This window comes from Bradyrhizobium japonicum USDA 6, from assembly GCF_000284375.1.
In the GTDB taxonomy this organism is placed as follows: Bacteria; Pseudomonadota; Alphaproteobacteria; order Rhizobiales; family Xanthobacteraceae; genus Bradyrhizobium; species Bradyrhizobium japonicum.
The window spans coordinates 4,451,204-4,463,355 of record NC_017249.1; the positions used below are offsets into that span (position 1 = coordinate 4,451,204).

The window sequence follows — 12,152 nt, forward strand, 5'->3', positions numbered from 1 at the left end:
ACGCAAGGAGCCTGCCGCTGCGATCGATGATGTTTGCAGCGGCAGGGCTCGATGCGTTACGAGATTGCCGATTCGAATTTTTGGGCGCGCGAGCGCGATCATCATGAGGTCAAGGGATGAACCCCGTTGTTGTTGCTGTCGCCATCACCGGCTCCGTTCCGCGCAAGAAGGACAATCCCGCGGTGCCGATCCTGCCGTCCGAGCAGATCGAGTCGACGCAGAAGGCCTTCGAGGCCGGCGCCACGCTTGCCCATATCCATGTTCGCAACGATGACGAGACGCCGTCGTCCGACCCCGCGCGTTTCGCGCAGGTGCAGGAGGGGATCAAAAAGCATTGTCCTGGAATGATCGTTCAGTTCTCGACCGGCGGGCGTGGTCGCGATCCCTCGGCGCGGGGATCAGCGCTTTATCTGAAGCCGGACATGGCCTCGCTGTCGACAGGTTCGGTGAACTTTCCGACGATCGTCTATGAGAACGGCGCCGCCCTGGTCGAGACTCTCGCGACCGGCATGAAGACAAATGGCATCCGCCCGGAAATCGAGATCTTCGATCTGTCGCATCTGCACGGTGCGCGGCGTCTGATCGAGGCGAGGCTGATGGACTCGCGTCCGCACGTGCAATTCGTCATGGGCGTCAAGAACGCGATGCCGGCCGACGAGCATGTCCTCGACATCCTCCTGGGAGAGCTGAAGCGGCTGATCCCGAAAGCGACGTGGACGGCGGCCGGGATCGGACGCCATCAGGCCGAGGTCATGGGCTGGGCGCTTGCGCGCGGCGCCGACGCGGTGCGCACCGGGCTCGAGGACAATATCAGGATCGACAAGACCCGCCTGGCGGCCAGCAACGCCGAGCTCGTGACCATCGCCGGCGAGGCTGTCGCGCGCCACGGCCGGCGCGTCGCGACCGCGGCCGAGGCGCGATCCCTGCTCGGGCTCGCGGGGTAGGAGCTACTGCCTCCTGCTGACATGCTCCCGGCCGCCTTCTGCCATTCGGCGGCCGGCGTTCCGTTGCGCTGAGTCTCCGGGTAAGACAGATGTCACAGGCGTGATCGGCGCCTGCCGGGCAGGCGACGTTTGGAATGCGGTTCTTGAGATCTGACAGCAGGCTCATCGGGGTTCTGCTGGTGCTGGCAATCACCCAACTCATCGGGTGGGGCACGATCGGCCTTCCGGCCGTCATCGGCCGCGACCTTGCGGCCGATCTCGGCATGAGCCTGTCGGCGGTGTTCGCGGGCAGCTCGGTCCTTTACGTCACCATGGGGCTGTGCGCGCCCTGGCTCGCCAGGGCGTTTGCACGCCACGGTGCGCGCAAGGTGATGATGGTGGGCACGGTCGTGACCCTGCCGGGCTTCGTCGTCATGTCCTTTGCCCGCGAGCCGATGCTCTATTTCATCGGTTGGGTCATTCTCGGCATGGGCGGCAGCGCCACGCTCTCGACCGGCGCCTATATCATGCTCAACGAAGTGGCCGGGCGGGGCGCCAAGAATGCCATCGGCGGGCTCATGCTGGTGACGGGCCTCTCCAGCAGCATCTTCTGGCCGACCACGTCGTTCCTGAGCGGGCATTTCGGCTGGCGCGGGACCTGTCTCGTCTACGCGGCGATGATGCTCCTCATCAACCTTCCGCTCTACGCGTTCCTGGCTCCGCGCCGAAAAATTGCGACTGACGATGGCGGTGGCCCGATCAAGGCGGCGCCGCCTGCGATCCCGAGAAGCACCTTCGGTCTCGTCGTCTGCGTGATCACGATGAATGCCTTCGTCAATTTCGGCATCGGCGCCATCATGATCGAATTGCTGCGGGCGGAGGGGCTGGCGCCCGCGCAGGCACTCGCGTTCGGTTCGATGCTGGGCGTGATCCAGGTCAGTGCCCGTGGGCTGGATTTCCTCGGCGGCGGGCGATGGGACGGGATCACGACCGGGCTCGTCGCGGGCACGGCGTTGCCGGTGGCAATGCTGCTGCTGATGACGAGCGAGGGCGCGACCTGGGCGGTTGCGGTCTTCATCCTGCTCTATGGCGCCGGCAGCGGTGCGATGGCGGTGGCGCGCGCGACGATCCCGCTGGTGTTCTACGATCAGGCCGAGTTCGCCAAGGCGATGTCGATGATCGCGCTGCCGCTCAATCTGGCATCCGCGATCTCGCCGCCGCTCCTTGTCGGCCTGCTCACCCAATTCGGCAGCCGCGGTGCGCTCGGTCTCACCTTTGTCTTCTCCTGCGCCACAGTGCTGATCCTGGTCATGCTTGGCCGCCGGCGGCCGCAGGTGGCTGCGGCGGCCGCGACCTGAACCGTCGACGTAATATTCGCAGCGCGGAATACGCCGCCGCGGGCTGCCTCAGCTGCGGGGCGGGGGATGGCCGTATGCCCAGCGTGCAGTGCTCAGCGCCCGAAAATAGTGTATCCGCAGGAAGCGCAGGCCTGCTTCGAGCGCCGCGCCAAGATCCAGTTCCCGGAGGAAATCGACATGTCGGCTCTGCCGCTCTCAGGCATCAAGATCCTTGACCTCACCCGCGTGCTCGCCGGGCCTTTGTCAGCCCAGATGCTGGGCGATCTCGGCGCGGAGGTGATCAAGATCGAGCGGCCGGGCACCGGCGACGACGCGCGCGCCTTCGGCCCGCCTTATCTGACCGACCCCGAGGGCAAGGCCAACAACAACAACTCGTTCTACCTTTGCGCCAACCGCAACAAGAAGTCGGTCACGGTCAACATCGCCAAGCCGGAGGGGCAGGCGATCATCCGCGCGCTCGCCAAGGACGTCGACGTCTTCATGGAGAACTACAAGGTCGGCGACCTCAAGCGCTACGGCCTCGACTACGAGACGATCAAGGCGATCAACCCCGGCATCATCTATTGCTCGGTGACCGGCTTCGGTCAGACCGGCCCCTACGCCCCGCGCGCCGGCTATGACGCGATCCTGCAGGCGATGGGCGGCCTGATGAGCGTCACCGGCCATATCGACGGCGAGCCCGGCGAGGGACCGATGAAGGTCGGGCCGTCGATCGTCGACTACATGACCGGCATGAACACCTCGATCGGGATTCTTTCGGCGCTCTACCATCGCGACGCCAATGACGGGCAGGGACAGCACATCGACGTCTGCCTGTTCGACACCGTCATCGCATCGCTGTCGCATTGGCTGCAGATCTACCTCGTCAATGGCAAGATGCCGCCGCGCCGCGGCACCTGGGGCAATGGCGGCATGCCGGCCGGCGTGTTCCGCTGCACCGACGGCGAGCTGATGCTGGTGGTCGGCAATGACGGCCAGTTCCAGCGCACCTGCGCCGTGCTCGGCGAGCCCGAACTCGCCAACGACAAGCGCTTCGTCAAGAACAACGACCGCGTCGTGCACGGCAAGGAGATCATGGCGATCTTCGCCGGCCTGTTCCTGAAGAAGCCGGTGGCCTATTGGCTCGAAAAGCTGGAGGAGGCCGGCGTGCCGTCGGGGCCGATCAACAATTTCGAGCAGGTGTTTTCCGATCCGCACGTCCAGTCGCGCGGCATGCGGGTGAAGGTCGATCATCCGTTCGAGCCCGATCTGTCGCTGATCCGCAACGCGCTGACCCTCTCGGAGACCCCGATCAAGAATTACCGCGCCCCGCCGCTGCTCGGCGAGCACACCCAGGAGGTGCTCGGCGGCAAGCTTGGCTATGATGCCGGCAAGATCGAGCAGCTGAAGCAGCAGGGGATCATCTAGCTTCGCTTCCTGATCCTCCCAGGGGCGTGCCGGCGAAGATCAATCCGGAGCTGGTCGCGCATGAGGCAGGGATCCTGACGGGCCTGGGAATGACGGTTGCGCCATGCCCGGCCTTGCGCGAGGCTTGCGCGCAATCCCCAGACAAACCCGGTCCGTACTCGCACAGGCTTTCGCTTCGCGCGCGACTCTGATGCGATCCTCCCGACGCAAGTCCGGGAGGGAACGCATGTCCTACACGATCGGGTTTCAGGCCAAGGACCAGAAGGCAATTCTGGCGACCGAAGCAGCAACGGCCAATCAGGCTGTCGCCATCATCGCCGCGCTGCGGCAAAGCGCCGACGAGATAAAGTTCATCCGTTCGCCCCAGGAAGGCGAGATGGGCATCGAGATGCTGCTGCTGCTCGCCAAGGAAGAGGCCGAGGAGATGCCGCAGCGGGTGTAAAGCATGATCCGGAAAAGTGCCGCAGCGGTTTTCCGGGAAGACCATGCTCAAACAAAAAACCTAGAGCGCGATCTCATCGCGCTTTAGGCCCGCAACCACACTTCGAGCTTTAGCGAAGCATGCCGGCTGCAGAATAATGTAGCAAGGCGCCAGTCTCGCTTGAACCGAAGGTGGCCGCCGATGAAACGCGAAGCACTCCGCGTCGAACCGATTTCGACATTCCTCGATCGCTGGAAGGCGCCGACCTCGCCAGTGACGCGCGCCGGCAACATGATCTTCGTCGCCGGCCTGCCGCCATTCGACCCCGAGACGGGCGAGATCGCGGAAGTGCCGATCGAGCGCCAGAGCGAGCTCATCATGGAGCAGATGAAGCTCTGCCTTCAGACGGCCGGCGCGACGCTCGACAACGTCATGAAGTGCAGCGTCTACTGCACCTCGACAAAGCACTTCGCCGCCTTCAACGCGGTCTATGCGCGCTATTTCCCGATTGATCCGCCGGCGCGCATCTTCGTCTGCACGCCGGAATGGTTCGGCCCCTTCGACGTCGAGATCGACTGCATCGCGATGATGTGAGGCGCTAACGCGCAGCAATCCTTGACGGCATCTTGGCTTCGGCCTTTCCGGCCGTCAGCGCCATCGTCGCGACGCTGACGACGCGCGCGACGACGTCCTCGACGTCGTCGAGATCGCATTTGCCTTCCGACAGCTTCGTCAACCGCTCGCTCTCGCGGATGGTGTGGTGCGCCATGGCGAGCGCGAAGTTCAGGCCCCAATAGATATCGACGTCGCTGCGGTCGGGCAGGGACCGTCGCATGGCGCTTGCGAATTTCCGCAAATGGTCGATCTCGCGATTCTTGATGCGGCGGATCGGCGGCACGGATTCGATCGAGGCGCGGATCATGAAGCGCGCCGCGGTGGAGCGCTGGTTTTCCGGACCCAGGCAGCCGCGCAAGGTCGGGCCGACCAGCGCGCGCAAGATCACCTCGATCGGCGCGCGGCCACCGCCTTGCTCTTCCGCAGCCTTCAGTTCGCGCAGGCGTTCGCGGTTGGTGGCGATCGAACGCGAGACGAACAGCTCTGCGATCAATTCGTCCTTCGAGCCGAAATGATAGTTCACCGCAGCCAGATTGACGTTGGCCTCCGCGACGATGTCGCGCAGCGTCACGTCGCCAAAGCCGCGATCGGCATAGAGCCGTTCGGCGGCGGCGAGAATGGCAGACCTCGTATGATCGCTGGCCATGGATGCCCCTCAGGGAGGGAGTTGCAATTCAAACACTTGTATGAAACTATCGTTTGAAGGCCGGAGAAAGTCAATCCGCAATCGAGACTGGTTCGCAGCGCGCGAACCGGTTCCGAGGCGTCCGCGGGCATTCGTGCTTGCGGGCTGCGTGCGGCGGGAGGACAGTCCAGCGCAAAACAGCTTTGCAAAGAGAGACCGAGGAGCGTCCCATGGATTTCGATCTGTCCCCCAAGCAGAAGGAATGGCTCGACCGCGTGCAGTCGTTCATGACCAAGCACGTGCGTCCGGCGGTGCCGATTTATAATGAGCAGGATCACAGCGGCGAGCGCTGGAAGGTGATCCCGGTTCTGGAGGACCTCAAGAAGAAGGCGAAGGCCGAAGGTCTCTGGAACATGTTCATGCCGCCGAACGAGCATGAGGACGATGAATTCCGTGGCGCGGGATTGACCAATCTCGAATACGCGCTGCTGTCGGAGCAGATGGGTCACATCTCCTGGGCTTCGGAAGTGTTCAACTGTTCCGCGCCCGACACCGGCAATATGGAAGTGTTCATGCGCTACGGCTCCAAGGAGCAGAAGCGCAAATGGCTGCGTCCGCTGATGGACGGCGAGATCCGCTCGGCGTTCCTGATGACGGAACCGGCGGTCGCCTCGTCCGACGCCACCAACATCGAGACCCGCATCGAGAAGGACGGCGATCATTACGTCATCAACGGCCGCAAATGGTGGTCGTCCGGCGTGGGCGATCCCCGCTGCAAGATCGCGATCCTGATGGGCAAGACCGATTTCAAGGCGGCCAAGCACCAGCAGCAGTCGCAGATCCTGGTTCCGCTCGACACGCCCGGCATCAAGGTCGAGAAGATGCTGCCGGTGTTCGGCTTCGACGATGCGCCGCACGGCCACGCCCAGGTGCTGCTCGAGAACGTGCGCGTGCCCAAGGAGAACATCCTGCTCGGCGAAGGCCGCGGCTTCGAGATCGCGCAGGGCCGCCTCGGTCCCGGCCGCATCCACCACTGCATGCGCACCATCGGCAAGGCCGAGGAGGCGCTGGAGAAGATGGTGAAGCGCCTGATGTCGCGCACCGCCTTCGGCAAGAAGATCGTCGAGCACAGCGTGTGGGAGCAGCGCATTGGCGAGGCCCGCACCAACATCGAGATGACGCGTCTGCTCTGCCTCAAGGCCGCCGACATGATGGACAAGGTCGGCAACAAGACCGCGCAGGCCGAGATCGCCATGATCAAGGTCGCAGCCCCCAACATGGCGCTGAAGATCATCGACGAGGCGATCCAGGCGTTTGGCGGCGCGGGCGTTTCGGACGAGGCGGGGCTTGCCAAGGACTACGCCGGCATCCGCACGCTGCGGCTCGCCGACGGTCCGGACGAGGTGCACAATCGCGCCATTGCCAGGCTTGAAGTTCGGAAGTATGCCAACTCTCCCAGTCATTAAGAGGGAGGGCCGCGCGGCGCTCCCGATCTGAAGAAACGACAGGGCATGATCCGCATTCGGAATGACCGCTTGACGCAAGTGCGTCAGCGGTTACCGATTAGGATCATGCTCGACCTGAAATGGTCAGGACTGAAGAGGGAGCGTCACCGTGGCTGACGGCGTCAGGAAAGACGAAGAGTTCTCGGGCACCAAGCCGGTCGAGGAGCGTCATCGCTTCGACGAGATGCGGCTCGAGGCGTGGATGCGCGACAACGTCGAAGGCTATGAGGGCCCGCTGGTCGTGCTCCAGTTCAAGGGCGGCCAGTCCAATCCGACCTACCGGCTGAACACGCCGAACCGCTCCTACGTGATGCGCCGCAAGCCGTTCGGCAAATTGTTGCCGTCGGCGCATGCGGTCGATCGCGAATATCGCGTCATCGCAGCCCTTGGAAAGCAGGGCTTTCCGGTCGCGCGCGCCTACGCGCTGTGTCAGGACGACAGCATCATCGGCGCCGCCTTCTACATCATGTCGATGGAGGACGGCCGGGTGTTCTGGGATCCGACGCTGCCGAGCCAGACGCCGGAAGATCGCCGCAAGATCTTCACCAGCAAGATCGAGACGCTGGCGAGGCTCCACATGTTCGATCCCGTCGCGATCGGCCTCGGTGAGTTCGGCAAGCCCGGCAACTACTTTGCGCGGCAGATCGACCGCTGGACCAAGCAGTACCGGGCGTCCGAGACCCAGCACATTCCGGAGTTCGAGAAGGTCGCCGAATGGCTGCCCAAGACCGTGCCGGAGCAGGCGCGCGTCTCGATCGTCCACGGCGACTATCGCCTCGACAACATGATTTTCCACGCGACGGAACCGCGCGTGCAGGCCGTGCTCGATTGGGAGCTGTCGACGCTTGGCGATCCCATGGCTGACTTCACGTATCTCCTGATGCAGTGGATCATGCCGGGCCTGCAGGGCGCCGACCTCAAGGCGCTCAACATCCCGAGCGTGGACGAGGCCGCGCAGATCTATTGCAACGTCACCAAGATGACGGTGCCCGATCTCAACTGGTATTTTGCTTACAACCTGTTCCGCCTCGCCGGCATCACCCAGGGCATCGCCGGCCGCGTCCGCGACGGCACCGCCGCCAACGCCAAGGCGCTCGAATCCGCGAAGCGCACCGTGCCGCTGTCGAAGGCCTCATGGGAATACGCGCAGAAGGCGGGCGCGATTTAGGGATGACAAAGGCGCGGCCGATGGCCGCGCCTTTTGTTTGTTGCGACGCCGCTTCTACATGCTCAGTGTCATTGCCCGCGAAGGCGGGCAATCCAGTATTCCAGAGACGCTGGCGCTTGAACCGAGACGCCGCGGCGTACTGGATGCCCCGGTCAAGCCGGGGCATGACACCAGTGATGAGGCGAGCTCGTTCCATCGTCATTGCGAGCGAAGCGAAGCAATCCAGAATCTTTCCGCGGCAGCAGTCTGGATTGCTCCGTCGCAAGAGCTCCTCGCAATGACGAGGATGGAACTCGGAATCCTCGCTAGTCGTTCGAGCAAGGTCTGTAGCCCGGATGAGCGCAGTGATATCCGGGACAGCGGTCCCGCATTTCGCTTCGCTCATGCCGGCTACGACCTCCCGCGTCGCCGGCATCACGCAAGGCATCGCCGGCCGGATTCGCGATGGCACCGCTGCGAACGCCAAGGCTCTGACGTCGAGCGCCGCTCTGACGGTGATTGGCCTGCTACCAGGCGCGAATGCTGAACCTCGGTCCGTAGTAGTAGCCGCCGTATCCGCGATCGTAATAGCCGGGACCGGCGTAGTAGTTGTAGCCCCGGCCGGGGAAGTAGCTGGGGTCGTCAAAGTAGCGCAGGACATAGCGCGGTCCCCGGGTCCGCCAGCAGCGTCCATTATACTCGTTGCAGATCAGACCGACCTGGTCGACGTCGGAGACTTCGCCGGAGCCGATCGTCGTTGCCTTGAGCGGCGCGGCGGGAGCGGCAGACGCAAGCAGCGCGGCACCGAATGCGCCCAGTGCGATGGCCTTCATGGAGTTCTCCCTTCGGGTTAGGCGAGAGTCTGGAGCCTAGCAGAGGGGAGCCTTGCCTGTCGGGCAAATCACCTCCCGTAGGGCGGGCAAAGGCGCGCACTTCGCGCGCAGTGCCCACCGCTTCATGCCGTAGCCCGGGTGAGCGCAGCGATACCCGGGAGAAGCGTTCCCGCATGTCGCTTCGCTCATGCGGGCTACGCCGCTCTCGTAGGGTGGGCAAAAGCGCGAAGCGCTGTGCCCACCATCTCTCCGCTATGTTGATACCAATGGTGGGCACGCTTCGCTTTGCCCACCCTACGGCGGCGTCGCTTCCGGTTACCCCTTCACACAATGCACGATCAGCCTCTCCACAAACCCCGCGCATTTCTCCAGCTCCGCCATCTCCACGAATTCGTCCGGCGTATGCGCCTGCGCGATCGAGCCCGGTCCGATTACGACCGACGGGATATCGGCCATGCTGGCAAACAGGCTCGCCTCGGTGCCGAAGGCGACCTTGGCGTGGTCGTTGCGACCCGCAAGGCTCTTGGCGAGCGTAACGATCGCGGCATCGGCGTCGGTGTCGAGCGCGGGATAGTCGAGGATCTCCTCGAAATCGATGCCGCACTCCGGATGTTGCTTTTTCATCGCGGGCTCGAGCTCCGCCTTGGCCCAGGCGACGATCGCATCCGTCACCTCCCTCGACTCGGTGATGCCGATGCCGCGGCATTCGAAATCCACCGTGCAGGTGTCGGGCACGATGTTGAGCGCGGCGCCGCCATGCACGATACTGGTCAGCAGCGTCGAATGCGGAACGTCGTAGAGGCTTTCATTCGAGCGCGCGGTCGCAAGCTTCACGGCACGGCGGCGGATTTCGGTGATCAGCTCGGCCGCGTATTCGATCGCGTTGACGCCGTCGGGCGCGATCGAGGAGTGGCGGGCGAGACCACGAAATGTCGCGCGCACGCCGTGCTTGCCCTTGTGGCCGATGATGACCTTCATCTCGGTCGGCTCGCCGATGAAGGCGCCGAGCGGCCTGATCTTCCTCTTCGCGACCTCGCGCAACATCGGCCGCACGCCGACGCAGCCGATCTCCTCGTCATAGGAGATGGCGAGGTGAATCGGCGTCGTCAGCTTCGCCTCCAGCATCTCCGGCACTATGGCGAGGCACACCGCGACAAAACCCTTCATGTCGGTGGTGCCGCGGCCGTAGAGCTTGCCGTCGCGCTCGACCAGCTTGAACGGATCGTGGCTCCAGTCCTGGCCCGCGACCGGCACGACGTCTGTGTGTCCCGACAGCACGAGGCCTGGCCGGTCCTCTGGTCCGATCGTGACCCAGAGCGAGGCTTTCTGCCCGGTCTCGTCGACGATGCGCTCGCCCTTGACGCCGAGGAAGGCGAGATAGCTCTCGATATGGGCGATCAAGGGCAGATTGGTGCGGTCGCTGACGGTGTCGAAGCCGACGAGGTCGGCGAGGAGGTTGCGAATGCGGTCGGGTCGGGAACTCGGGAAGATCGGGTTGGGCATTGTCATTTCTTGTCGGAGGAAGGCGGAGGCCGAGGTGCTTGCACGAACCATACCAACGCAGCGGTGGGTCGGGCAAATCAACACAAGCCCTTGCGTCGCCCGTCGGGCAAAACACCCACGGGGCCGGTCAATCCACTCCCTCAAAAATATTCTACTTTACCGAAATTCGGAAACGGCGTATCTGTCACCGCAACCCGGCCCAAGGAAGAGGGGCGTATCGCGATCGTCACGAACGCGGGCCGGGCGGCGGTGGACGCGGGCCACATCGGTGCGAAGGTGATCGCAGGGCGGAGAGCCGTGAGCGAAGCACGTCGCACGCACGACCGGTGTGATTCACGTCCGGCCAAATCGTGTCGTCCTGGCGCCCGGGGTCTGTGCGCCAAGTCTTGCGGTGGTGCGTGTTGCCCAACCGGGCGCGCCCATCAGCCATCTGCAAGGCGACGGGGGCAATAGTGCATCGCTCCCCGGGGAGAGCACGACATAAGCCGTTCCAACCATCCGCGCAGGGAAGGCCGGGATGCTCCGGTTGCCCTGTTACCCGCTGTGCAGTGTAGCGCAGACTACTCATGGCATAGCGGACAATGGGAGCCAACCGGCTCCCGGTCTTCCCTGCGCCCTCTTTCATGAGGGGTGAGGCGATAGAGCAAGCTCGGGCGGAAGATGCCGCGAGGATGCGAAGGTGTGTCTGCGATTGAGATGCCAGTTAGAAGAGCGACCTGACGCTCCTTGCTCCGTCATTGCGAGCGCAGCGAAGCAATCCAGAGCTTTTCCGAGGAGGGATTCTGGATTGCTTCGCTGCGCTCGCAATGACGATGTTCATGCAGGTGCGAGCCACAAACTCACTCTCGTGCCCCGGACGCAGCGCAGCGTCTCTTCGACGGTGCGCTGCAGAGCCGGGGCCCATGTGGCAGCGAGTGCCGTGTCCTGCTGGCTTCCGGCTGTGCCCAACAACGCTAGGAGGCGTTGCAGCGCGTCCGGGACGCGAGAAAGCGCGTGCTAAACCGGCTTGCCCGTATACGGCATCGACGCCGTCAGGCCGCCGTCCACCGGGAACGCCTGACCATTCACATACGACGCTTCGTCGCTGGCCAGGAACAGCCCCATCGCCGCGAGCTCGTGCGGCTGGCCGGGGCGCTTGAGGGGGTTGAGCTGGCCGATCTTGTCTTGGGTGCCGCGCTCCTTGGCGCGGTCGAAGATCGGTTTGGTCATGCCGGTCTCGATCAGGCCCGGGCACACTGCGTTGATGCGTACGCCGGTGCCGGTGAGCGAATACGCCGTGGTCTGCACCAGGCTGATCACGCCGGCCTTGCTCGCCGCATAGGGATGTCCGCTGGCACCGGCCTTGAGGCCCGCGACGGACGCCGTGAGCACGATCGCGCCGGACTGCTGCTTCACCATGTGCGGCATCGCATGTTTCACCGCGAGGAACGGGCCGATCAGGTTGACGCGCAGCACCTCCTGCCACTGTTCCACGGTCTGCTCGCCGAGTGGCACGAGCCCGCCGGAGACACCGGCATTGGCCCAGATCACGTCGAGCCGGCCGTGCGTCTTCACCGCCTTGTCGATGACGCCCATGACATCCTTTTCGGAGCCCGCATCCGCGATCATCGCCTCCGCGACGCCGCCGGCCTTCTTCACCTCGTCGACGGTCTCCTTCACCGCCTCGGTGCGGTCGACCGCGATCAGCTTGGCGCCTTCCCTGGTGAAGAGGAGTGCGGCGGCGCGGCCTATGCCGCTGCCGGCGCCGGTGATGATGACGGATTTGCCTTGCAGGCGGCCCATGTGTTTCTCCCTTTTTGAACGCGCGCGGCGCTT

11 protein-coding genes are annotated in these 12,152 nt (G+C 64.2%); 7 read left to right on the top strand and 4 right to left on the bottom strand.

The genetic code is table 11. The features are described 5' to 3' along the window. Positions 1-116: 116 nt before the first annotated feature. The 5 genes from BJ6T_RS20935 (at position 117) to BJ6T_RS20955 (ending at position 4,703) form a co-directional block, all read left to right on the top strand. The gene (locus tag BJ6T_RS20935) at positions 117-944 is read left to right on the top strand and encodes a 3-oxoadipate:acetyl-CoA acetyltransferase (protein WP_014494472.1); all 828 of its coding nucleotides are present in this window, start codon (positions 117-119) and stop codon (positions 942-944) included. A gap of 134 nt (positions 945-1,078) precedes the next feature. After that, entirely contained in the window at positions 1,079-2,281 is a 1,203-nt protein-coding gene (locus BJ6T_RS20940) for an MFS transporter (RefSeq protein WP_014494473.1), read from the top strand. Positions 2,282-2,458: 177 nt separating this feature from the next. After that, positions 2,459-3,688 carry a CaiB/BaiF CoA transferase family protein gene (locus tag BJ6T_RS20945; RefSeq protein ID WP_028169913.1) on the top strand — a complete coding sequence of 410 codons (1,230 nt, stop codon included), beginning with the start codon at positions 2,459-2,461 and terminating at the stop codon, positions 3,686-3,688. Between the two features lie 226 nt (positions 3,689-3,914). Then, a complete protein-coding gene (locus BJ6T_RS20950; protein ID WP_014494475.1) occupies positions 3,915-4,130 on the top strand; it encodes a hypothetical protein in 216 nt (71 codons plus the stop codon). Between the two features lie 180 nt (positions 4,131-4,310). Next, positions 4,311-4,703: a RidA family protein gene (locus tag BJ6T_RS20955; RefSeq protein WP_014494476.1), complete on the top strand. Its 393-nt coding sequence runs from the start codon at positions 4,311-4,313 to the stop codon at positions 4,701-4,703. A gap of 4 nt (positions 4,704-4,707) precedes the next feature. On the opposite strand, the gene BJ6T_RS20960 is transcribed toward BJ6T_RS20955, so the two are convergent. After that, positions 4,708-5,370, bottom strand: a complete 663-nt coding sequence (locus BJ6T_RS20960) for a TetR/AcrR family transcriptional regulator (RefSeq protein WP_014494477.1) — start codon at positions 5,368-5,370, stop codon at positions 4,708-4,710. A 209-nt stretch (positions 5,371-5,579) separates the two neighbouring features. On the opposite strand from BJ6T_RS20960, the gene BJ6T_RS20965 reads away from it, so the two are divergent. Together BJ6T_RS20965 and BJ6T_RS20970 are read left to right on the top strand one after the other, a co-directional pair. Further along, a complete protein-coding gene (locus BJ6T_RS20965) occupies positions 5,580-6,815 on the top strand; it encodes an acyl-CoA dehydrogenase family protein (RefSeq protein WP_014494478.1) in 1,236 nt (411 codons plus the stop codon). Between the two features lie 148 nt (positions 6,816-6,963). Then, a complete protein-coding gene (locus tag BJ6T_RS20970; protein ID WP_014494479.1) occupies positions 6,964-8,022 on the top strand; it encodes a phosphotransferase family protein in 1,059 nt (352 codons plus the stop codon). A gap of 506 nt (positions 8,023-8,528) precedes the next feature. Here the strand turns inward: BJ6T_RS20970 and BJ6T_RS20975 are convergent. The 3 genes from BJ6T_RS20975 to BJ6T_RS20985 form a co-directional block, all read right to left on the bottom strand. Then, positions 8,529-8,834, bottom strand: a complete 306-nt coding sequence (locus BJ6T_RS20975; RefSeq protein ID WP_014494480.1) for a hypothetical protein — start codon at positions 8,832-8,834, stop codon at positions 8,529-8,531. 315 nt (positions 8,835-9,149) lie between these two features. Continuing rightward, positions 9,150-10,337 carry an acetylornithine deacetylase gene (gene argE, locus BJ6T_RS20980; protein ID WP_014494481.1) on the bottom strand — a complete coding sequence of 396 codons (1,188 nt, stop codon included), beginning with the start codon at positions 10,335-10,337 and terminating at the stop codon, positions 9,150-9,152. A 996-nt stretch (positions 10,338-11,333) separates the two neighbouring features. Further along, a complete protein-coding gene (locus tag BJ6T_RS20985; RefSeq protein WP_014494482.1) occupies positions 11,334-12,119 on the bottom strand; it encodes an SDR family NAD(P)-dependent oxidoreductase in 786 nt (261 codons plus the stop codon). Between the last annotated feature and the right edge of the window lie 33 nt (positions 12,120-12,152).